The organism is Mucilaginibacter hurinus (assembly GCF_003324525.1).
In the GTDB taxonomy this organism is placed as follows: domain Bacteria; phylum Bacteroidota; class Bacteroidia; order Sphingobacteriales; family Sphingobacteriaceae; genus Mucilaginibacter; species Mucilaginibacter hurinus.
The window spans coordinates 498,219-521,182 of the sequence record NZ_QGDC01000002.1 but is presented as its reverse complement, the minus strand read 5'-3'; the positions used below and the strand labels follow the sequence as shown (position 1 = coordinate 521,182).

Genomic DNA, 22,964 nt, shown 5'->3' with positions numbered 1-22,964 from the left:
AAGGATTGGAAAAACAAAAGAGAACCCTCTCCTTTGGAGAGGGTAGGGTGAGGCCAATTAAAAGAGTTTAACGGCTGCCTTGGCAGTTGGGGGTTAGCGTTTCATCGCCCGGTCCATTTCCACTTTTACGTCACGCTCTTTCAGCGTTTCGCGTTTATCGTAGGTTTTTTTACCCTGTGCAAGCGCAATCTTTAGCTTGGCAAAGCCGCGCTCGCTGATAAACAGGGCCAGCGGGATAATAGTAAGCCCACGTTCTTCGCCTTTTACCAGCAGTTTTTTCAGTTCTTTTTTATTGAGCAACAATACCCTGTCGCGCTTGGCTTCATGGTTGTAAAATGATCCCATGCTGTACTCTGCTATATGCAGGTTGCGCACGTATAATTGCCCGTCTATAAATGTGCAAAACGCATCGTTTATATTCGCCTTACCTTCACGTATCGATTTAATTTCGGTACCCAGCAGTTTAATGCCCGCGGTATACTCCTCAAGCATATGGTATTCAAAATATGCTTTTTTATTTTTTATGTAGATGTCTTGCTGGCTCATTAGTACTAAAACACTATAAACTCAACCATGCTGCCTTTGTTTTACCCGTAGCGCAGCAAGCCGGGCATGTTGCCATGCTGGTGGGATTATAGGTGAGCTGCAAATATGCAAATTATTTTGATTGCGGTTTAACCACCAGCACCGGTATACTCACCATATGCCGCACGCTGTTTACAGTGGTGCCGAATATCAGATCCTTAAGCGCCTTATGCCCGTGCGAGCCCATAACCAAAAAATCAATTTTATCATGGGCCACTATTTTAGCTATGGCATTGGCAGGCAAGCCATAGCCAATGCGAGCTGTTACCTGGTAGCCCATACTAACCAGGTCGGCGGCGTATTTATCAAGGTTTTTAACATCGCTTTGCGTTTCGCTATCCATCACATCGGTGCCATGATAGCGCGCCCCCGCCGTTTCAACCACGTGTATAAGAGTATACCGCGCAACTTTACCACCCTGCATAATGCCGTGGCGTATTGAGTCGCGATCGTTTTTTGAAAAGTCGAGCGTGATGCCAATATGTTTGTAGGCTACCTGGTCAATGCCGCCTATATCCGTGGCCTCGCCATGGGGCACGCGGTTGGGGCGCTCGCGGCGGTTAAACAGTAATGGTTTCAACACTACGTATAATAGCAGCAGGCCCACGCCGGTTACCAATGGTAGCACAATTGTATATATCTCAATACGCGCGTTGGGATAGTCATTTATCCAGCCTAATATTTGCTCTATTACCAGCTTAACATTCAGGCCAACAATAATAATCGCGCTTATCCAGGCCAATATCTTTATTACGGGCCCTATGGCAAATTTCCCCATTTTAGCCTTGTCAGACGTAAAGTGTATCAGGGGGATTACCGCAAAACCCAATTGCAGGCTTAGCACCACCTGGCTTAATATCAGCAGATCGCCAAGGGCGTTTTCGCCAAAATATAAAATGGTAAAAACCGCGGGCAGTATGGCCAGCAGGCGTGTCAGCAGCCTGCGCATCCATGGCTCAATGCGCAGATTAATATGACCTTCCATAATAATTTGCCCCGCGAGCGTGCCTGTTATGGTTGAGCTTTGGCCCGATGCTATCAGCGCCACCGCGAACAGCACGGGCGCTGTTTTGCCAAAAATATTCTCAAGCAGTTTGTAGGCATCTTGTATTTCGGCTACCTCAAAATACCCGTTACTGAAAAAGGCGCCTGCCGCCAGTATCAATATCGCTGCATTTACCAAAAACGCCAGGTTTAGCGCTATAACCGTATCAATAAAATTGTACTTGATGGATGATTTGATGCCCTCATCGCTGCGGTTGATTTTACGGGTTTGTACCAATGCCGAGTGCAGGTACAGGTTATGCGGCATTACGGTTGCGCCAATAATACCAATAGCGATGTATAACGCGCTGCCCGAAAGATTGCCCGGCGTAAAGCCTTTAACAACCTCAACCACATCAGGCTTTACAATAAACATTTCGGTTAAAAACGAAAGGCCGACAATGAATATCATTGATACAATGAACGCCTCCAGTTTACGCATGCCTTTGTTCATTAAAAAAAGCAACAGTATGGTATCTGTTATAGTTAACAACACCCCCCACAGCAAAGGCAAATCAAACAGCAGGTTAAGGCCTATAGCCATCCCGATTATCTCGGCCAGGTCGCAGGCAATGATGGCTACCTGCGCCAGTATATATAAGCAAAAGTTTACAAAACGCGGATATGCATTTTTTGAGGCCTGCGCCAGATCGAGCCCGCGCACTATGCCAAGCCTTGCGCTTAATGACTGTAGCAGCAGTGCCATTAAGTTTGATGCCAGCAACACCCATAATAAACGGTACCCGAACGCGCTGCCGCCGGCAATATCAGTTGCCCAGTTACCGGGATCCATATAGCCAACGCTAACCAGGTATGCCGGACCTAAAAAGGCCAGTACTTTGCGCCAGCCGGTTTTATTTTCTGTACCTACGCTGTTGTGTACATCGCTTAATGATTCGGTGTGCTTTAACGCCATTTACTGTGCTTGTTTAACTATAGATGCAGATGCTAAACGTAATTATAGAGTTATAGTTTAAATTATGCAAATCTAATTAACAAAATTAGACTTATCTAATTATTGTATAAAATTAATTTTTGTGAAACCAAACTCTTAAAAAATTTAATTTTGTTGGGGATTGAAAAGCCTATATTTGCACTATCATGGCTGCCGAAATTGACAAAATAGATCTTCAGATTTTAAAAATCTTACAGGAGAATGGACGGATAACCAACCTGCAGTTATCCAATGAAATCGGCCTGTCGCCGGCACCAACGCTGGAGCGTGTACGTAAACTGGAAAACTCAGAATACATCAAAAGCTATCATGCCCTTGTTGACGAGGAAAAGCTTGGCCTGGGTATTAAAACATTTATCCAGGTATCGCTTGATTTTCATAAGAACAATACCATACAGGTGTTTTTAGAGGAGATACAGAAGATAAAAGAAGTAACGGAATGCCATCACGTTACCGGCCAGTGCGATTTTTTACTTAAAGTATACGTGCGCGACATCAAATCATACGAGCAGTTGATTATGGAAAAGATAAGCCGTATCAGCGTGGTTAAAACCTTCCATACCATGATGATCATGTCTACCAGTAAAAAAGAGCCGATTATTCCGCTGGAGTATTAGATCCTGTGTGTCGTTAACGGTAGGTATACCATAGATGAGATTTCATGCGTTGTAGATTGTATTAACTATTCTCCGTGAAACATCAACTATGGGCAAAAGTTATGAATTAGCCAGCCGCAAAAGCTCCCTTACCCGTTCTGAATCAGTGATATTATAGTTTGATTCGTCGCCATAATAGCTGCCCATAATAATATGGTCATTACGGTATTCCATTTTGCTTTGCACATGTATTTTGGCTGATGAATGCACTTCGGTTACACCGGTAAAATGTACCAGGTCGGCTACGTTTTGTTCGCTTATGCCGCAGCCGGGCATAATGCTTATACGGCCGGCCGCCTGCTCAACCAAATGAGATATAATGGTGGCGCCCTCTATGGCAGTAGTTTTGCCGCCGGATGTAAGTATGCGCTCGCAGCCAATTTCAATAATATCTTCAAGTGCCTGGTATAGGTCAGCACATACATCAAACGCCCGGTGAAACGTCACACCCAGGCCAAATTGCTTGGCCATCCGCACCAATACGCTGCAGCGCTCTTTGTCTACATGCCCCTGCGCATTTAGTATGCCTATCACAATACCGTCGCAACCCGCCTCAATGCAATGGCGTACGTCGGCCTGCATCACTTCAAACTCACGGTCGTTATACAAGAAATCGCCACCGCGTGGCCTTATCAATGCATATAAACGTATATGCAGCAATTTGCGCGATAACAGGATGTGGCCCGGCGACGGCGTAGTGCCGCCTTCGTGCAGGTTATCGCATAACTCAACACGTATAGCGCCGCCTTCCTGGGCTGCAATAGCTGATTCTGTAGAGTTGGCACAAACTTCAAGTGATACCATATGGTTGCCCTGCAGTTGTTAAACAGTTATCAAAATTATTTATAATAGCTTGTAGCAGTAACCAGGATATCCTGTTTCCGGCTGGTTGATACTGCAAAGGTAAAATCATTTTGTATGGCGTAGGCACCATACTCACCCTTTTTATTGATGGCTAAAAAACCCACCTGCGAATCTTTTACAGCATCTTTTCGTTTTTTTATAATACGCTCAACAACCTCTTTGCAGGCGGCTTTCGGCGGGTATCCCTGCCGCATAAGCTCCACTATAAGTGCGCTGCCTGCAACGCGTATAACCTCTTCGCCTACGCCTGTTGCGGTAGCGGCGCCAACCTCATTGTCAACAAACAGGCCCGCGCCAATTATAGGGCTGTCGCCCACGCGTCCGCGCATTTTAAACGCCAGTCCGCTGGTTGAGCATGCGCCCGAAATGTTTCCTTTGCTATCAATAGCCAGCATGCCTATGGTGTCATGATTATAACGGCTCCCCGGCTTTTTTTTGTTTTCAATATTAACAGGCGGTTTGTAGGTTTTGTCTTTTAGCCATTCTTTCCAGGCAGCCTCTGCTTCGGGGGTTAAAAGCTTCTCGTTTTTAAAGCCCTGCTGCACCGCAAATTGCATGGCACCTTGGCCCACAAGCATCACGTGCGGCGTTTTTTCCATTACCAACCGGGCTACGGCAATAGGGTGGGCTATATTCTCAAGCGCCGCTACCGAGCCGCAATTGCCATATTCGTCCATAATGCAGGCATCCAGTGTAACACGACCTTCGCGGTCAGGATAACCGGCCCGGCCTACCGTGTGGTTATCCAGGTCTTCTTCGGCTACTTTTACGCCGGTTTCAACAGCGTCTAAAGCCCGGCCGCCTTGTTGCAATACTTTCCAGGCGGCCTGGTTTGCCGCTATGCCAAAATCCCATGTGGATATTACAAGCGTGTTATCAGGCGGCGTAGCCGCAAATACCGGCAGATGGATGAGTTGAGCGGCAGCTACCGACGATACGCCGATGGCCGACTTTGTTATAAACGCACGACGGTTTAGCATGAATTGGTTGATATTTAAGTAATTACAGGTTATAAAACGTTTTGTTTGCACCCAAACTAATTATTCGGGCGGCAGGCCGGCCGAATTATCCTCCGCCAAAATTTCCCGGCATCGTTCAAGGTCGTGTTCAAATACTTTTATTTTAATGCCACCAATAGCCTGGTTGTACAAAGGGTTGGCATTAATGGTGTTGCCATCAGCTATAAAACATGGTATACTATTAGCTTCCAGCCTTCCACGGATGATTTCCGCCAGCATCGGGTCGTAATATGAAGCCAGGGTTACTATTTTGTCGTCGTCGTTCATATTTAAGGTTATTTGGTACAATATAGTTTGTTTTTATTTATTTTGGTAAGTAATGAACCGTATAGACCGTATATCAGCAATTTTGATACAATTGCAATCGCGCAGGGTAGTTAAAGCAGCTGATATTGCCGAACGTTTTGGAATTAGCCTGCGCACTGTTTACCGCGATGTAAAAACACTTGAAGAGGCGGGCATTCCGCTTATTGGCGAAGCCGGCGTGGGTTACTCTATTATGGATGGCTACCGGCTGCCACCGGTAATGTTCACCAAAGAGGAAGCAACGGCATTTTTAACGGCCGAAAAATTTATTGAAAAGCTTACCGATCGGTCAACCATGGCGCACCATAAATCGGCCATGTACAAGATACGGGCTGTACTGCGTACTGCCGAGAAAGATTTGCTGGAAGATATGGACAGCAATATAGAGGTTATAAAAAGCCATAACCAGTTGCGCGCCGATAATAAAGATCATATACAGGTGATCTTAACTGCCATCGGTCAAAAAAGCGTACTTAAGCTTGATTACTTTGCCCTGCACAGCCAGGAGCAAACCAAGCGGGATGTTGAACCGGTAGGGGTTTTTTACCTGGACAGTTACTGGCACCTGATAGCCTGGTGCCGTATGCGCGGGGATTATCGCGATTTCAGGCTTGACCGCATACGAAGTGTCACTTTAACTGACGCCGTTTACACCGGGCAACACCCCACATTAAAAGATTATATAGCACAAACCGCCCACGAACGCGAACTACACACAATAGTGATGAAGGTGGATAAGTCAATACAGGTACACCTCAATCAGCAGAAATATTATAACGGTTTCATTTCCGAAAAATTAGAAAAGGACGCCGTGGTAATGACTTTTTTAAGTGGGTCCCCAGAGGGCTTTGCCCGTTGGTATATGATGTTTGCTGACCATGCGCAAATTATAAGTCCGGCATCCCTGCAGGAACGCGTGAGGGCGCTTGCCGCGGCTATTGCTAAAAAACTAGCTCAATAATTTTTTCCTGCTGACATAGGGTTGTCAATGCAGTATTTTACTTTGCATAACCGGCATTTGTATGTACATAGCTGGCAATGTTTTTGTTATTTACTTATAAAAATTGATACCGATGAAAGATCAAACGCTAACAACCACTATTGATTTTAATGCACCTGCCACCGAAGTTTGGAAAGGACTTACTGACCCGGCCATAGTAAAACAATATTTTTTTGGAACAGACCTCGTTACCGACTGGAAAGAAGGAAGCCCCATTTACTGGCGCGGCGAGTGGGAGGGTAAGATGTATGAAGACAAGGGCGTAATAACAAGCATTGAACCCTTAAAGCACGTAACCTATACCTATTGGAGCAGCATGAGCGGTACAGAGGATAAGCCCGAAAACTACCACAACGTAAGTTATAACCTGGAAGAGGCCAATGGTATAACCACGTTAACCATAACCCAGGATGGTGTAAAAGACCAGGCTCAAAAAGAGCACTCGGAAGAGAACTGGCAAGGGGTAATGGGCGGGTTAAAAAAGCTATTGGAACAACACCGCTCAGCTTCGCCCGAAAATAAACAGGCATAGGTTCAATAAATCTCCCTTGCCGCAGATTTATTGAGGGTTAAACTTTAACCGCTCGCCGGCGAAAGCTTTATGAAAGCGCCCATTATGCCACGCCAGGTGCCCTGATACGATAGTGCTGACAACCGACGAGTTAAATGTGTCGCCTTCAAACGGGCTCCAACCGCATTTATACAGGATGTTATTTTTACTTACTGTCCAGGGCGCGTCAAGGTTTACCAGCGCAAGGTCGGCCCAGTAACCTTCCCGTATAAATCCGCGTTTTTCAATCCGGAAACAGGTAGCAACGTTGTGCGCGGTTTTTTCGGCAATTTGTTCTAACGATATTTTGCCTCGCTTATATAGTTCTAACAGTGCCGGCAAAGCGTGCTGCACCAGCGGCCCGCCGGAGGGCGCTTGCAAATAAGGCTGCGCTTTTTCCTCACTTGTATGAGGGGCATGGTCAGTAGCTATAACATCTATGCGTCCGTCAAGCACTGCTTTCAGTATACCTTCACGGTCGGTAGCTGTTTTTACTGCCGGGTTCCATTTTATCAGGTTACCTTTTGTTGCATAGTCAGCATCGGTAAACCACAGGTGATGTACGCAGGCTTCGGCGGTAATACGTTTATCCTTTAAGGGCGTCGCGTTATCAAACAGGTGCGTTTCTTTTTCTGTTGAAATATGCAGTATATGCAGCCGGGTACCATGTTTCTTCGCCAGTTCTACCGCCATTGATGACGACAGGTAACAAGCCTCGGCACTGCGGATAATTGGATGGTATTCTATTGTAATTTCATCTCCCAATTTTTCTTTGTATTGCGCCAGGTTGGCCTTAATGGTTGCTTCGTCCTCGCAATGCGTGGCGATAAGCATAGGTGATTGAGCAAACAATTTTTCCAGCGTGCCGGGGTTATCAACCAGCATATTGCCTGTTGATGAACCCATAAATACTTTAACCCCGCAAACGTCAGCAGCGTTAGTTCGCAGCACTTCGTCTAAATTATCGTTGCTTGCGCCCATAAAAAAAGAGTAGTTGGCCATTGACTGCTGCGAAGCTATCTGGTACTTTTCTTCAAGCAGGGTTTGCGTTAAGGTGTTTGGCACCGTGTTCGGCATTTCCATAAACGAAGTAATGCCACCGGCTACTGCCGCGCGCGATTCGGTATAAATATCTGCTTTGTAGGTTAATCCCGGTTCACGAAAGTGCACCTGGTCGTCAATTGCGCCGGGAAGCAGGTGTAAACCTTCGGCATTTATCTCTTCATCTGCCCGCATATCAATCGTACTGTCAATGCGTTCAATAAAGCCGTTTTTCACAAGCACATCAGCCACCGTTTGGGTGCCTTCGTTTACTATAGTTGCTGTTTTAATAAGGATAGATGACATAGGGCAAATATATAATTTACAATGTACAAGCTGCGAATTACACTAAGATAGTCTTTTATCAGTATATGGTCAATTAACCCTTATACCGGGCGTTAATTTTAGCCCGTTAACAGTGTTTGGCGCGCAAACACTATCTTTGCCGCATGGCAGCAGCTACCTTTGATGATTTTGGATTTAACCGGCAAATTTTAAATGCCATTGCCGATGCCGGTTACACCCAGCCTACGCCGGTGCAGCAAAAAGCCATTCCGCCGGTACTTAACGGGCAGGATGTTATGGGCATTGCCCAAACGGGTACAGGTAAAACGGCCGCTTATGTGCTGCCTATACTTATGAGGCTGAAATATGCACAGGGCGAAAATCCGCGCGCGCTCATAGTAGCACCCACGCGCGAGCTGGCTATGCAAATAGAGGAAAATATTAAAGCCTTTGCTGTAAATACCGATTTGCGTGTTGCTGTACTATATGGTGGCATTGGTCCTAAAACACAAATAGCACAAATTGATAAAGGTGTTGACATCATTGTAGCAACGCCGGGCCGCTTTATGGATATTTACCTGGCCGGACATATTGTTACCAAAACGTTGCAGGTGCTGGTGCTTGACGAAGCCGACAAGATGATGGATATGGGTTTTATGCCGCAGGTTAACCGTATACTTGAGGTAGTGCCGCGTAAACGCCAAAACCTGTTGTTTTCGGCAACCATGTCTGATAAGGTGCACCAGCTTTCGGCCAACTTTCTTGAACACCCCACTGTTATTGAGGTAACGCCACAGGCTACCCCCGCACAAACGGTTGAGCAAAAGCTGTATTTGGTACCCAATATAAAAACTAAGATAAACTTGTTGCGTCACCTGCTTGAGGTCGAGGGCGATATTAAAAAGCTGATGGTGTTTTGTAAAACACGCGTAGCTGCCGAGTATGTATTTAAATTTTTGCAGCGTAAGTACGGCGATAAAGAGGTAAAGGTACTGCACGCCAACAAAGGGCAAAATACCCGCATCAATAGTATTAACGCGTTTAAAAACGATGAGGTAAAAATACTGGTGGCCACTGATGTGGCGTCGCGCGGTATTGATGTGGCAGATGTAAGCCACGTAATTAATTTTAACGTGCCGGTGGTTATAGAAGATTATGTGCACCGTATTGGCCGCACCGGCAGGGCTTTTCAATCAGGCGTGGCCATCACGTTTTGTAACCCCGCCGAGGTGTATTACATCCGCAAGGCAGAAAAATTGATACGGCAAACCATCCCTGTGTACAATTTACCGCCTGAGGTGTTTGTAGAAGAGACGCCCTACGAAGAACGCCAGGACCAGAATAAAGAAATTGATATGCAGAAGCGAAAGGACGACCCCGATTTTAAGGGTGCCTTTCACGAAAAGAAAACGCTTAACCAAAAAAAGAAATTTGAAGCCGAAAAGGCCAAACGTAACCCGCGGGTGGCTGCAAAAAAAAGCGTTAAACGATCAGCCAAAAAGAAAAAATATTGATGCCATAGCATGAAATTCAGGATAACTCCCTTAAACTTTGCTACCGCCTTTTTTATAGTGCTGTGTGTATACATAGCTATTTATGGGGCAGGTATTACCGGTGCCGACTATAAAAACTGGAGTACAACCATTATTTGGATATTTGCGCTGTTTGCGTTTGTAGTAGCTTTTTTAGATGTTACTTTGCGCAATTTTTTCCCGGATACAAAAACCTTGTGGCTGGTTGAATTAAGCTTTATAACTTTGGTGATTGTTATATTTTTACTCGTTAAATAATTTTAAATGAAAAAAGCCGAAATAAAACTTACAATAGAACTTGATGATAATAATGTGCCGGAGAGTATTTTGTGGGAGTCTACCGATTCACAAAACAAAGAAGCGCTGCCCGTAAAATCAATGATGCTGGCGTTGTGGGATCAGAGCTATAAAAACACATTACGCATTGACCTTTGGACCAAAGATATGCCGGTTGACGAAATGAAGCGGTTCTTTTACGAAACACTGCAAACCATGGGCGACAGTTTTTTGCGCGCAACCGGTGAAGAAAATATCGTAGAAGACCTGCGCGATTACTGCGCACACTTTGCCGAAAAAATGGAAATAACCAGGTAGTATATGCGGTTACCCTCCCTTATATCACTTATAGGTTTTATTACACTTATCGCTGGTACTTATAGCCCGCTGTTGAGGCCGCTGGGCCTGATAAGTTTTAATATGTATGAGCTAAGCAAACCTTATGGCATTGTGGTGCTGTTGGTTGCGGTTATAGGTATGATAGGTGTAGTGTTTAACCAATTAAAAATTGCTAAAATTGCCGGTTGGGCATCATTGGTGCTTGTTTCATTATTTTATCTGGCGGTGTATTTAAAGGTAAACGCTTCTTTTAGCTTTGTTCCATTCAATTCAATCGCAAAAGTTTTGGCGGGCAAATTCAGGTGGGGGTGGTATGTTTTGTTTGCCGGCTCAGTTTTGGCTTCAGCAGTGTCTTTTACGCGCAAAAGGCAAACTGTGGTAGTGTAACAATGGTTGTAAATTAACCTTGTAAAAACAAATAATTTAAGCGTGTTTTAATAAACCTATTAACGCGCATTACGTATAGGTATTAATGTTAAGTTGTAAAAACTAAACCCTTGCAAATGTTAAAACTTTCTTTCCGAAACCAGGTACTTGCTGGCTTTGCTATATCCATACTTCTGGTATTTGCGGTAGCCATATTATCCTACAAAAGCATACAGAAATTGGTGGCTGACAGTGAAAAAGTTCAGCACACACATTTGGTTATAACCGTTAGTTCAAATTTAATTCAATCGCTGATTGATGCCGAAACAGGTATGCGCGGCTATTGTGCAACCGGTAAAAAGCCATTTTTAGAGCCTTATAATGTATCAATACCACTTGCAGAGAAAAATCTTATCGCACTGAAAGAGCTTGTACGCGATAATTTTGAGCAATCGCGCCGCAGTGATACATTGGCTAAACTGGTAAACGGCCAGTTTAACGTAATGAAAACCAATGTTGAAACTTATGACAGGATGGGTTTGGCATACATGGTTGAACGCAACATGTTTATAAATGGTAAAAAAAGCATGGACCAAATACGGTCAACGATAGGCCGTTTGGTAGACAGCGAAGAAAAATTACTTGAAGAGCGCAAAGACGCCACAGCAAGCGCTGCTCAAAAAACCATAACCATTATTATCGCCGGATCGGCTGTATTCCTGGTTATCATTCTGGTACTCTTCTACTACATCATGCGTACGTTTGAAGCGCAGAAGAAAATAGAAGCTGATGTAACAGCGGCCAACGGCGAGTTAAACCAGGTTATAAAGGAAAATGAAGCCAAAAATTGGTTGCTTACGGGCACGCGCCTGCTTAACGAGAGGATGCAGGGACAGCAGGGCGAAAAAGAGCTTTCATTAAATGTGCTTACCAAATTGTGTAAATACACGGGCGCTGTAACCGGCACGCTATACCTGTTTGATGAGCGCAATGAACAACTGGAGTTGCATGCTACTTATGCTTTCCATAACCCTGACGGCGTAAAAAACATCATCAAATTATCTGAAGGCATAATTGGGCAGGTGGCAAATGATAGCCAGGTAAAAGTGGTGAAAGGCCGTTTAAATGAAAAACTGCAATTAGCCACCTCGCTGATACAGGATGATGATGTAGTAAGCTTTGTATCACCCTTCTTTTATGATAACAAGCTAAAAGGTGTGGTTGAACTGGCCTATAAAGGCGAGATGGAGACCCGCGCGCGCGAATACGTTGAATCTGTAAGTAACTATATTGGCATAGCTATTAATACTGCACAGGCACGAACCATCATGAACGATCTTTTTGAAGAGGTTCAGCAGCAAGCCGAGGAGCTTGAAGCACAGCAGGAAGAAATGCGTGTTACCAACGAAGAGTTGATGAACAAAACCGAAATGCTGCAGGCATCAGAGGAGGAGTTAAAGGTACAGCAGGAAGAGCTGCGGTCAATAAACGCCGAACTGGAAGAGAAAGCCAGTTTGCTGGAAGAAAAAAACCAGGCTATTGAAGAAGCGCGGTCAGCCATCAACGTAAAGGTGCAGGAACTTGAAACCACCGGCAGGTACAAATCAGAGTTTTTGGCCAATATGAGCCATGAACTGCGCACGCCGCTAAACAGCATCCTGGTACTGGCCCGTATATTAAAAGACAATAAGTACAATAACCTGTCTGAAGACCAGATAAAATATGCCAGTGTAATTTTTAATGCAGGTAACGACTTGCTTACCCTCATTAATGATATTCTCGACCTTTCAAAAATAGAATCGGGTAAGCTGGAAATGCACAACGAGGATGTTAAGGTAACCGACATATTGGGCGACATGGAAATGTTGTTCACTGAAGTTGCCGCCAATAAAAAGATCAGCTTTAGCACCCAACTGGCAAATGTCCCCGCATTTATTAATACCGATAAGCAACGGTTAGAACAGGTATTGAAAAACCTGCTGTCAAACGCGTTTAAATTTACGCAGGAGCACGGCACCATAACCGTATCGGCCACGGCCGAGTCTGGCAGCCAGATGATCAGCTTCCATATAAAAGATACCGGCATTGGTATACCTCATGATAAGCAGAAACAGATATTCGAAGCTTTCCAGCAGGCCGATGGGTCAACCAGTCGCAAATATGGTGGTACCGGGCTTGGCCTGTCTATAAGCCGCGAACTGGCGTACTTACTTGGCGGTAAAATATCTCTTATTAGCGAACCGGGCCAGGGGAGTGAGTTTACGTTAACAATGCCGTACAAAGCTAAAGTGACAACCGCCCCTGAGGAAATTATTGCTACTGCCGAAACATTTAAACCACCGGTGCCATCAGGATTGAAGCCTGCTAAAAAAGCTACAGAGACCGACAGGCAACCGTTGGTTGTTATTGTAGAGGACGACCTGAACTTCGCCGATATATTAAAAGATTATTCGCGCGACCATGGATATGAGTCTATCCTGGTGCATGAGGGCACCAACGCCATGAATATTATCAAAGAAAATCAGCCCGACGCGGTAATTATGGATATTATGCTGCCCGGCAAAGATGGCTGGCAGATTTTGAAGGAGTTGAAGCAGGACAAAGATACCATGAACATCCCGGTTCACCTGATGTCGGCCGGTGATGCTGCTGCCAACCGTGTACGCCGTGAAGGCGCCATCAGTTTTATAAAGAAACCGATTGACACCAATGCTCTTGATAAATTGTTTAATGACATGGCACAGCAAAGCGGTGCCGTATTTAAGCAGATATTGCTGGTAGAGGATCACCAGGCGCAAAGCCAGGCTTTAAAGGATATGATGGAGGCACAGGGTATTACGCTCGATCAGGCTTTTGACGGCGAATCGGCGTTCCGGATGCTGAATGAGAACGAGTATCAGTGTGTTATTTTAGATATCAACCTGCCTGATATTTCAGGGCTGGATTTGTTAGATAAGATCAAATCTGTTGATAAATTCCTTGAGTTGCCGGTTATAATCAATACAGCGATGGAGCTTGACAAAACGTCGGTGAACCGGCTTATGCAATACGCCAATGCTATGGTTATAAAAACCAGCAAGTCGTCAGACAGGTTGATAGATGAGGTTAACCTTTTCCTTAATAAGATAGCTGAAACTGCCGACAGACCGGAAGCTTCGTCGCCCAAGCCTAAAAATATCTCAAAAGGCGGTGTTGAAAGCTTAAAGGGTAAAAAAGTGCTTATTGTTGACGACGATATGCGTAACATATTTGCACTGAGCAGTGCCTTGCAGGCATATGATATGGTGGTAGAGATAGCTAACGACGGTGAAGAAGCGATAACTAAACTGGAGGAAATACCTGACGTGGATATGGTGTTGATGGACATTATGATGCCTAAAATGGATGGGTATGAAGCTACACGGTATATACGTAAGCAAGCTAAGTGGGCTAAATTGCCGGTTATTGCGCTAACGGCAAAAGCGATGAAAGATGACAGGGAAAAATGTATAGCCGCGGGCGCAAATGACTATATAACCAAACCCGTAGATATGGACAGGCTTGTGGCCTTAATGCAATTATGGCTTGAAAGCTGATTTATTATGAAAACCTATATAGCCGGAGTAACGTCAGAACAGTTGGATGAGTTGATAGGCCTTGTAAAGGGCGTGCACGGCTTTGATTTTGGTGATTACAGTAAAGCGTCGTTAAAGCGACGGGTAACGCGCATAATGCAGCTGAAAAAGCTTGAGTTTTACGACCTGAAGCATAAGCTGGTGAACGACGGCGATTTTTTTCAGCACTTTTTAGAGGAAGTTACGGTAAACGTTACCGAGATGTTTCGCGATCCCTTGTTCTACAAAGCCATTTGCTCACAGGTAGTGCCGTATTTATCAAGCTATCAACATATTAAAATGTGGAGTGCCGGCTGCTCATCAGGCGAAGAGGTTTACTCACTGGCTATATTGATGAAGGAGGCAGGGCTTAAGGCGAAGTCATTTATTTATGGCACAGATATAAATACCGAAGTACTTAAAGAGGCCCGCAAAGGCATTTACAGTTTTCGCAAAATAAAAAGCTATGCCGAAAATTACATGTATTCGGGTTTAAAAGGATCTATTACCGATCATTTTACCATCATGTATGATGCGGCGACAATTCACAGTGAGTTAAAGCAAAATACGCTTTTTTCTGTTCACAACTTAGTGTCTGACGGTGTGTTTAACGAGTTTCAGCTGATAAGCTGCCGTAATGTGTTCATTTATTTTGAAAATCCGCTGCAGGAGAAAATACTTGAACTATTTTACAACAGCCTGTCGCCCCACGGGTTTTTATGCTTGGGCTCAAAGGAAACTATCAGGTCCGAAACATTCCGCAAGAAGTTTAAAGTGGTAAACAGTAAAGAAAACATATATCAAAAAATTGCCTCTTAACCCTGATATATTGCAGAGATGGTGCAACAGCGATATGTTGTTGTTGGGCGGCTCTGCCGGATCATTTAAGTTGTTTTTTCAAATAGTAAAAAAAATACCGCCAACCATAAATAAAACGGTATTGATTATTATGCACCGCAAGCGGAATTTTTTCAGTGAGATTGAAAAACTGTTTGCAGAGCATTCTCGTATACGCTTGAAGGAGGTTTGTGACAAGGACGGGATACAGATAAATGCGATATATATTGCTCCGGCAAATTATCATACATTGATTGAAAAGAACGGCCAGTTTGGCCTGGACGTTTCAGAAGCGGTATGGTATTCAAAACCATCAATTGATGTGACATTTGAAAGCGCTGCCGATATATACCGCGAGCGTTGTACGGCAATTTTATTTTCGGGGGCCAACCAGGATGGGGCAGAGGGCTTATTAAAGATACGCAATAACGGCGGATTGGCAATTGTGCAGGACCCAAATGAGGCAGAAATGGCAGAAATGCCACAGTCTGCAATAAATAATAAGGCAGCTGAGTTTATATTAACTACCGATCAAATAATAGAGCTTATTAAGCATAATTGCTGAATATCACAGTTACATGAAAAACATAACCCCTGTTAACATCCTAATAGTTGATGACAGAGAAGAGAATATTATCGCGTTGGAGGCACTGCTAACGCGCGATGATATACAATTATACTCAACCACGTCTGCCAACGAGGCCCTTAAAATTGCCTGGGAAAGTAATATTGCTATAGCACTTGTTGATGTACAAATGCCCGAGATGGACGGATTTGAGCTGGTTGAAATGCTTAAGTCAAACCCGCGGACACGCGACATACTGGTTATTTTTGTTACAGCTATTTCAAAAGAAGTTAAATATGCTGTTAAAGGCTTTGGCGCCGGCGCCGTTGATTACTTGTACAAACCACTTGAGCCATACATAACGTCTGCTAAGGTTGACGCTTTTATACAGTTAGCCCGCTCGCAGGAAGAGATAAGGCAGAAAAATGAGGAACTGCAAAATTTTGCCACAGTGGTTCGCAATTCAGCCGATATTATATGTGTGGTAAGCACGCAGGATTTGCGTATCCAAACCATAAACCCCGCCGTTGAGAAAATATTGGGCTATAAACCCCAAGACCTGATAGGCACGAGTATGATTGACCGCGCCATCGGCAAAAATAAGCCGTCGTTTCGTGAGAAGCTTGGTGAGATCATAAGAGATAACCGCACTTTCTCGGTATTTGAGTTTGAATTTGAAACGTTCAGCAAAACAGTTATTTGGGTGGAGTGCCGTGTAGCTTACCGCAATAAGGCGCTTTTTATTAACATAAGCGATATTTCGCCTCAAAAAAGTTATGAGCAGCAACTCATAAAGTCAAAAGAAGTAGCTGAGCAAGCGCGCAAAATAAAAGAAACTTTTTTGGCTAATATGAGCCACGAGCTGCGTACACCCATCAACGGTATTTTAGGTATCGCTAATTTACTTCGCGAAACCGAAATGAATGATCAGCAACTTAACCTGCTTAATTTGCTGGAAATGTCGTCGCAATCATTGTTAGGCGTGGTAAATGACGTGCTGGATATTTCAAAAATTGAGGCCGGCAAGTTAAATATTGTACGATCTGTAAATAACCTGCATGATATTATCCGGTCGGTTTTTGGGCTATTGAAATTTAAAGCCGACGAAAAAAATATAGAGTTTATTCTTGAAATGGCATCTGATGTGCCGGCTTACATTAACGTGGATTCTTTGCGGCTTAACCAGGTGCTGATGAACTTATTAAGCAATGCCATTAAATTTACCGAGCGGGGTTTTGTAAAATTAATTGTTAAAGTTCTGCAAAAGCACCGCGATGAAGTGAAAATACAATTCTGCGTGCAGGATAGTGGCATTGGCATAGCGCCCCACCATCTGTCGAAAATATTCGATTCGTTTGAGCAGGCCGAAGATGATACGTCGGTTAAATATGGTGGAACCGGCCTTGGTTTGGCGATAGTAAAAAAGCTTGTTGAACTAAAGGGCGGCGAAATTGACGTTAAAAGTGAAGTTAACGTTGGCAGTGAGTTTACTTTTACTAACTGGTTTACACTGGTGCCTGAACCTAAGGAAAAGCGTACGGCGCCGGTGGAAAAGCTGGCTCCGTTTATCAATGTAAACGTGCTTATAGCCGAAGACAATATGGTTAACCAGTTTATGGTAACTAAAATATTAAAAGACTGGAATGTGACGGTTGAAATGGTAGATAACGGCCGCAAGGTTATTGAAAAATTGCGTGAGGGCGACTACGACCTGATACTGATGGATACTCATATGCCTGAAATGGATGGTTACCAGGCCGCTCGGGCCATACGGGTAGACATGGATGAGCCTAAGCGTAGCATTCCAATAATATCCCTGTCCGCAGCCACGCTTGATTCTGAAAAGCATGAGGCGCTTGCCGCCGGCATGAACGATGTACTGGCAAAACCTTTTCAACCACACCAGTTGCATGAAAAAATTAGCAAATGGCTGGGTGCAGTTGCGGTTAAAAAGAAAGCTTAGTTTGCCCGGTGCACGCCACACGTGCCTCGTGTTCAAGCAACCATTGCTTTCTCCACAGCCCGCCGGCGTAACCGGTAAGGCTGCCGTCGCTGCCTATTACGCGGTGACACGGAACCACAATCCAAAGATTGTTTTTGCCGTTTGCTGCAGCAATGGCGCGTATGGCTAACGGATTTTTCATTTGGTTAGAGAGCGCCGCGTAACTGGTAGTAAAACCATACGGTATGTCCAACAGATGCCGCCAAACGTCTTGCTGAAAATCTGTACCGCGCTGCTTTAACGGAAAATCAAATATCCTGCGTTCGCCGGCAAAATACTCGTCTAGCTGTGTTGCTGCAGTTTTTAATAACGTGGTTTCGGGCTCGCCGGGTTCAAAATCCTCATCACAAATAGAAATAGATGCTATAAAGCCGTCTTCCTCGGTTATACGAGCCAAGCCAACAGGTGTTTGATGGTAATTAACAGGCATGGCTTAAAGTTACGGATTTTTGAGATTGAACAGGTCGCGCTGTTAAAACGGTGGGGCTAAACGCATTTGCTGGCTCCCCATACTGTAAATCGTAAAAATCAAGGTTAACACCTTATATTTGCAGCGATGCAGCTTTACAAACAAACACTCAGCCTGTTAAAAAAAGAAATTTTGCTTGAATGGCGTTCAAAATACGCCTTTAACGGCGTGCTGTTGTATGTGGTATCAACGGTATTTATCTGCTACATCTCCTTTAACCTTAATGGCGGTTTTACAGGCAGCACAGGCTATCCGGTAATGTGGAATGTGCTCTTTTGGATTATCATGCTGTTTGCCTCGGTTAATGCCATTGCCAAAAGCTTTATGCAGGAGAGTAAAAACCGCTTGCTATATTATTATTCTATCGCCAGTCCGCAGGCTGTCATACTATCTAAAACCATCTATAACGTTTTACTAATGAGCTTGCTCAGCATATTAGCGATCCTTATTTACGCCCTGTTTTTTAAAAATACGGTTGGCGATCCGCTTATATACTTCGCGGCCGTAATTATGGGTAGTATAAGCTTTTCAACCGTATTTACCATGATATCGGCCATTGCCTCAAAAGCTGGCAACAACGGTACGCTTATGGCTATATTAAGTTTCCCTGTTATTATCCCCGTAATACTTATCTTAATACGCTTCAGCAAAAATGCTATGGACGGGCTTGATCGTAGCCTGAATTACGGCCATATCGGCGTATTGTTTGCCATAAACGCCATTGTTATAGCGGCTTCGCTGATACTTTTCCCGTACTTATGGCGCGACTAATGGGTATGTTACCTCGCAGGCCGGCTTTGCTTGCAGTTCTTTTTATCTTTATAGCCTCGTCTTTTGCCGCAGCGCAAAATGGCTCGGTTTCAGGCAGGGTAGTAAGCAAGGCCGGCAAAAATCCGCTGGTAAAAGCCAGCGTGTTTTTAAGTAATGCCACCTTTGGTACAATTACCGACGATGCCGGAGCCTTCAGCCTTCGTAATGTTAAACCCGGCCAATACCAACTGGTAGTAACCAACCTGGGTTATGAAGATTTTACGCAAACCATCATGGTAACCAGCCAGACTTTGAGGTTAGATATCGAGATGTCGGCAAAGGCAATGGAGCTAAGGGCTGTAGTAATTACCACCAATGCCGACTGGAAAAAGAACTACGAGCAGTTTAAAAAGGATTTTATCGGCCAGTCAGAAAATTCAAAGCAATGTAAGGTGCTTAATCCCCGGGTGCTTACCCTGGCTTACTATGGGTCCAAACGATTGCTTGAAGCATATGCTGATGAGTTTCTGGTGGTAGAGAACAGGGCACTGGGTTACAGGGTTAAATATCTTGTTAAAGATTTTAAAAGTGATAAGATAGCCAATATTGTTGCTTACGAGGGCAAGGCGCTTTTTGAAGAACTCCCCGGCAGTGAGGCGCAAAAAAAGAAATGGCGTGCTAAGCGCGATGAGGTATACTTTGGCTCGGCCCGGCACTTTTACCGCTCTTTATACGCGGGTAAAATGGAAACAGAAGGGTTTGTGGCGCATAAATACACCCGCGAGCTTAACCCGCAAAGGCCGCCTGAGTTACTGATCCAGAAAAAGTTTAAGCAGTTTAAAAACCAGCCGGATTCGCTGAACTATTGGGCGCGTTTAGCTGATTTGCCCAAATATCATAATGAAACCCTGGTACGTGCGCCGTTAAAAACTTATGATATATTATTTAAGGTTGAACAGCCGGGTATTTTTGCTTTAGGTGCCGAAAGATACCTTTACGTAATTTACACCAGGAAGCGTGAGGAGACTTATTTTAAAGACCTGTACCGCCCCCTGGATATGGAAAATTTCCAAACGAGCGTAATGACGTTATATACTCCTTACATTTATTTTGATACTAACGGTACCGTTTTGGGTGACGCGCCGTTATACGAGGGCACATGGTCAAAGTATAAACTCGCCGAGTTACTGCCTGTTGATTATGTTCCGGGGGAGTGATGGACGCGGTTTTTATGGATTGATGTATTATTTCAATGTAACGATTGCATCTCACCGTACACCATATGCAATAAACCATATAAACTAAATTACTACATTTGCCTCACAATAATAATTTATGAAGTTTATTTACCTATCGTGGTGGAAGTATCTGGCTGTCGCGATCATTATGTATACGCTTTTAGCCGGATTTTTATTGGGTGTACCGCGCTTGTTTATTCTGCACGAAACCATTCGCAACACGTACTTCCACGTACCTATGTGGATAGCCATGTTTACGGTATTTACCATATCCGTAATTTTCAGTATAAAATATCTCGGATCAGGCAATGAGAAACATGATCTTTTAGCGGTTGAATGTGCTAATGTTGGGGTGTTTTTCTTCGTTTTAGGTTTAATTACCGGGATGATATGGGCTGATTATGCCTGGGGCGAGTACTGGAGTAACGATCCTAAGCAAAACAGCGCTGCCATTGCATTTTTATTGTATTGCGCTTACCTGGTACTGCGCAATGCTATTGATGAAGAGCAAAAGCGTGCTAAAATATCGGCCATCTACAATATCTTCGCTTTCCCTATCATGATTGTACTGATAATGGTGCTGCCGCGAATGACCGATTCATTACATCCGGGCAACGGGGGTAACCCGGCATTTGGTAAGCTGGATATGGATAACCGCATGCGCATGGTTTTATATCCTGCATTTATTGGCTGGAGTTTATTTGCGGCATGGATAGCCACTTTACGTTACCGGGTGCGTCTTGTAGAATATAACAGGAATAGTATAAACTAATATGAAAAGACTTTTTACACTTATAGTACTGATGTTAACCCTTACTACAGTTTTTGCCCAGGAAAGCGAAACTGTTGAAATGGCCGATACGATGCGTGCAAACGGTGGTATATACGTAGTAGTGGCTACGCTTACTATTATTTTTTTAGGATTAGCCGTATATCTCTTCGCCCTGGACAAAAGATTAAAAAAAATCGAAAACGAAAAGTAGTCCAAAACTTTAATCTAAGTTGTTTAAACATTGATTTAGATTGGTTGTTATGTAGTGTAAGCTAAACACCATGTGTTTGCTGTATTTGCACTTGTGGTAAAAAATGTGCCACTTTGTACTTATATTAACTGATACACTTACCTCATAACAATTTCCTATGGCTAATAACAACAGTTTGGTTGGCGGTGACAATACCCATTTTTTTAGCGACGTGTGTAAGAACTTCGACTACGCAGCGCAATTTACTCAGCATAATGCAGGCCTGCTTGACCAGATTAAATCATGTAATAGTGTTTACCGTTTCCGGTTCCCCATACGTAAAGGGGACGGATTTGAAGTAATAGATGCATGGCGGGTTGAGCACTCGCAACACCAAAGCCCTACCAAAGGCGGTATCCGCTACAGCGAAATGGTAAATGAAGATGAGGTAATGGCGCTTGCGGCACTCATGACCTACAAGTGCGCTATTGTAAATGTACCCTTTGGCGGTGCTAAGGGGGGCATAAAAATAAACCCTAAAAACTATAGTGTTGGCGAGCTTGAAAATATAACCCGCCGTTACACCGTGGAGTTAATTAAAAAGAACTTTATAGGCCCCAGCATTGATGTGCCTGCACCCGATTACGGATCGGGCGAACGGGAGATGAGCTGGATTGCCGATACATATGCTACCATGAACCCCGGCCAGCTTGATGCCATGGGAGCTGTTACCGGCAAGCCTATAGCCTTACACGGTATACAGGGCCGCCGTGAAGCAACCGGCAGGGGTGTTGCCATAGCCATACGTGAGTGCCTTGAGGTAGCCGAAGATATGCAGAAGCTGGGGCTTACCAGTGGCATATCAGGCAAAAGGATAATTGTGCAGGGTTTAGGTAATGTGGGGTATTATACTGCAAAATTTTTACAGGAGTTTGGTGGAGTGATTGTTGGCTTGTGCGAATTTGAGGGCGCCATATACAACGCCGATGGGCTGGATGTAGACGCGGTACTGCAACACCGGAAGGATACAGGTTCAATCTTAAATTACCCGGGAGCCAAAGCATTTGTAAACTCAGCCGAAGGATTGGAACAACCGTGCGATGTACTGGTACCGGCAGCGTTAGAGAACCAGATTACCGCCGAAAATGCAGGCCGTATACAGGCGAAAGTTATAGCTGAAGGCGCTAACGGACCAACCACACCCGAAGCCGAAGCTATCTTTTACCAAAAAGGCGGTATTATTATCCCCGATATGTATGCCAATGCCGGCGGCGTTACAGTATCATATTTTGAGTGGTTAAAGAATCTATCGCACGTGGCTTTCGGGCGTATTAACCGCAGGTTTGAGGAAAAAACTAACCTCAACATGGTTAACATGATTGAAAATATCACCGGAATATCACTAACTCCCGATCAACGCTCAACCCTGGTTAAGGGAGCCTCTGAACTGGAGCTGGTGAACTCAGGTTTAGAAGATACGATGATACGATCATACCACGAGATACGACAGGTTTATAAAAATACCGAAAAGATTGATACACTGCGGACGGCAGCCTTTGTAGGTGCTATTAACAAGATAGCAGTATCTTACAAAAATCTGGGTGTTTGGCCATAAACATGTATGGCTCCCGAATCGGGACTTTGTTAAATACTAACAGAACGCATTTATCAAGTTGCAGGTTGGCGCCTGCAACTTATTTTCATCGCAAAAACACTATAGCCAGCATTCA

Annotated in this window: 23 protein-coding genes; 16 read left to right on the top strand and 7 right to left on the bottom strand. The window is 44.3% G+C overall.

Features of this window, described 5'->3' with window-relative positions:
• Positions 1–93: 93 nt before the first annotated feature.
• Both smpB and DJ568_RS05480 read right to left on the bottom strand, forming a co-directional pair.
• Positions 94–546 carry an SsrA-binding protein SmpB gene (smpB, locus tag DJ568_RS05485; RefSeq protein WP_114004229.1) on the bottom strand — a complete coding sequence of 151 codons (453 nt, stop codon included), beginning with the start codon at positions 544–546 and terminating at the stop codon, positions 94–96.
• Positions 547–658: 112 nt separating this feature from the next.
• Positions 659–2,545 carry an Nramp family divalent metal transporter gene (locus tag DJ568_RS05480; protein ID WP_114004228.1) on the bottom strand — a complete coding sequence of 629 codons (1,887 nt, stop codon included), beginning with the start codon at positions 2,543–2,545 and terminating at the stop codon, positions 659–661.
• 185 nt (positions 2,546–2,730) lie between these two features.
• Here DJ568_RS05480 and DJ568_RS05475 point away from each other — a divergent pair, with 185 nt between their 5' ends.
• Positions 2,731–3,201, top strand: a complete 471-nt coding sequence (locus tag DJ568_RS05475) for an Lrp/AsnC family transcriptional regulator (protein WP_114004227.1) — start codon at positions 2,731–2,733, stop codon at positions 3,199–3,201.
• A gap of 99 nt (positions 3,202–3,300) precedes the next feature.
• On the opposite strand, the gene DJ568_RS05470 is transcribed toward DJ568_RS05475, so the two are convergent.
• The 3 genes from DJ568_RS05470 to DJ568_RS05460 are packed head-to-tail and all read right to left on the bottom strand — an operon-like array spanning position 3,301 to position 5,390.
• Positions 3,301–4,044, bottom strand: coding sequence for a copper homeostasis protein CutC (locus DJ568_RS05470; protein WP_114004226.1), 744 nt, complete (start codon positions 4,042–4,044; stop codon positions 3,301–3,303).
• Between the two features lie 35 nt (positions 4,045–4,079).
• Positions 4,080–5,084 carry a N(4)-(beta-N-acetylglucosaminyl)-L-asparaginase gene (locus DJ568_RS05465; RefSeq protein ID WP_114004225.1) on the bottom strand — a complete coding sequence of 335 codons (1,005 nt, stop codon included), beginning with the start codon at positions 5,082–5,084 and terminating at the stop codon, positions 4,080–4,082.
• A gap of 60 nt (positions 5,085–5,144) precedes the next feature.
• A complete protein-coding gene (locus tag DJ568_RS05460; protein WP_114004224.1) occupies positions 5,145–5,390 on the bottom strand; it encodes a putative signal transducing protein in 246 nt (81 codons plus the stop codon).
• A 52-nt stretch (positions 5,391–5,442) separates the two neighbouring features.
• On the opposite strand from DJ568_RS05460, the gene DJ568_RS05455 reads away from it, so the two are divergent.
• Together DJ568_RS05455 and DJ568_RS05450 are read left to right on the top strand one after the other, a co-directional pair.
• Entirely contained in the window at positions 5,443–6,390 is a 948-nt protein-coding gene (locus tag DJ568_RS05455; RefSeq protein ID WP_114004223.1) for a helix-turn-helix transcriptional regulator, read from the top strand.
• 112 nt (positions 6,391–6,502) lie between these two features.
• The gene (locus DJ568_RS05450; protein ID WP_114004222.1) at positions 6,503–6,961 is read left to right on the top strand and encodes an SRPBCC family protein; all 459 of its coding nucleotides are present in this window, start codon (positions 6,503–6,505) and stop codon (positions 6,959–6,961) included.
• Between the two features lie 27 nt (positions 6,962–6,988).
• Here DJ568_RS05450 and DJ568_RS05445 read toward each other — a convergent pair whose 3' ends face one another.
• On the bottom strand, positions 6,989–8,326 hold the full coding sequence (locus DJ568_RS05445) for a dihydroorotase (protein ID WP_114004221.1): 1,338 nt from the start codon (positions 8,324–8,326) through the stop codon (positions 6,989–6,991).
• Between the two features lie 143 nt (positions 8,327–8,469).
• Here DJ568_RS05445 and DJ568_RS05440 point away from each other — a divergent pair, with 143 nt between their 5' ends.
• The 8 genes from DJ568_RS05440 to DJ568_RS05405 all read left to right on the top strand — a co-directional run bounded on the left by DJ568_RS05440 (position 8,470) and on the right by DJ568_RS05405 (position 17,776).
• A complete protein-coding gene (locus tag DJ568_RS05440) occupies positions 8,470–9,819 on the top strand; it encodes a DEAD/DEAH box helicase (protein ID WP_114004220.1) in 1,350 nt (449 codons plus the stop codon).
• A 9-nt stretch (positions 9,820–9,828) separates the two neighbouring features.
• Entirely contained in the window at positions 9,829–10,095 is a 267-nt protein-coding gene (locus DJ568_RS05435; RefSeq protein ID WP_114004219.1) for a hypothetical protein, read from the top strand.
• Between the two features lie 6 nt (positions 10,096–10,101).
• Positions 10,102–10,431: a gliding motility protein GldC gene (gldC, locus tag DJ568_RS05430; RefSeq protein ID WP_114004218.1), complete on the top strand. Its 330-nt coding sequence runs from the start codon at positions 10,102–10,104 to the stop codon at positions 10,429–10,431.
• 3 nt (positions 10,432–10,434) lie between these two features.
• Positions 10,435–10,839, top strand: coding sequence for a hypothetical protein (locus DJ568_RS05425; RefSeq protein ID WP_114004217.1), 405 nt, complete (start codon positions 10,435–10,437; stop codon positions 10,837–10,839).
• Positions 10,840–10,955: 116 nt separating this feature from the next.
• Complete coding sequence (locus tag DJ568_RS05420) at positions 10,956–14,393, top strand: response regulator (protein ID WP_114004216.1); 3,438 nt, start codon at positions 10,956–10,958, stop codon at positions 14,391–14,393.
• A gap of 6 nt (positions 14,394–14,399) precedes the next feature.
• Complete coding sequence (locus DJ568_RS05415) at positions 14,400–15,230, top strand: CheR family methyltransferase (protein WP_114004215.1); 831 nt, start codon at positions 14,400–14,402, stop codon at positions 15,228–15,230.
• Between the two features lie 10 nt (positions 15,231–15,240).
• On the top strand, positions 15,241–15,813 hold the full coding sequence (locus DJ568_RS05410) for a chemotaxis protein CheB (protein WP_147238714.1): 573 nt from the start codon (positions 15,241–15,243) through the stop codon (positions 15,811–15,813).
• Positions 15,814–15,826: 13 nt separating this feature from the next.
• On the top strand, positions 15,827–17,776 hold the full coding sequence (locus tag DJ568_RS05405; RefSeq protein WP_233496630.1) for a hybrid sensor histidine kinase/response regulator: 1,950 nt from the start codon (positions 15,827–15,829) through the stop codon (positions 17,774–17,776).
• Here the strand turns inward: DJ568_RS05405 and DJ568_RS05400 are convergent.
• Entirely contained in the window at positions 17,760–18,245 is a 486-nt protein-coding gene (locus DJ568_RS05400; protein WP_114004213.1) for a methylated-DNA--[protein]-cysteine S-methyltransferase, read from the bottom strand. The two genes, DJ568_RS05405 and DJ568_RS05400, sit on opposite strands and share 17 nt — an antisense overlap.
• A 126-nt stretch (positions 18,246–18,371) precedes the next feature.
• Between DJ568_RS05400 and DJ568_RS05395 the strand changes: the two genes are divergently transcribed.
• The 5 genes from DJ568_RS05395 (at position 18,372) to DJ568_RS05375 (ending at position 22,849) form a co-directional block, all read left to right on the top strand.
• Positions 18,372–19,055 carry a heme exporter protein CcmB gene (locus DJ568_RS05395; protein ID WP_114004212.1) on the top strand — a complete coding sequence of 228 codons (684 nt, stop codon included), beginning with the start codon at positions 18,372–18,374 and terminating at the stop codon, positions 19,053–19,055.
• Complete coding sequence (locus DJ568_RS05390) at positions 19,055–20,251, top strand: carboxypeptidase-like regulatory domain-containing protein (RefSeq protein ID WP_158534879.1); 1,197 nt, start codon at positions 19,055–19,057, stop codon at positions 20,249–20,251. The genes DJ568_RS05395 and DJ568_RS05390 overlap by 1 nt, the downstream gene beginning before the upstream one ends.
• 118 nt (positions 20,252–20,369) lie before the next feature.
• The gene (locus DJ568_RS05385) at positions 20,370–21,044 is read left to right on the top strand and encodes a cytochrome c biogenesis protein (RefSeq protein ID WP_394339540.1); all 675 of its coding nucleotides are present in this window, start codon (positions 20,370–20,372) and stop codon (positions 21,042–21,044) included.
• 1 nt (position 21,045) lies between these two features.
• The gene (locus DJ568_RS05380; RefSeq protein WP_114004210.1) at positions 21,046–21,255 is read left to right on the top strand and encodes a CcmD family protein; all 210 of its coding nucleotides are present in this window, start codon (positions 21,046–21,048) and stop codon (positions 21,253–21,255) included.
• A gap of 157 nt (positions 21,256–21,412) precedes the next feature.
• Complete coding sequence (locus DJ568_RS05375) at positions 21,413–22,849, top strand: Glu/Leu/Phe/Val family dehydrogenase (RefSeq protein ID WP_114004209.1); 1,437 nt, start codon at positions 21,413–21,415, stop codon at positions 22,847–22,849.
• The last annotated feature ends 115 nt before the right edge of the window (positions 22,850–22,964 follow it).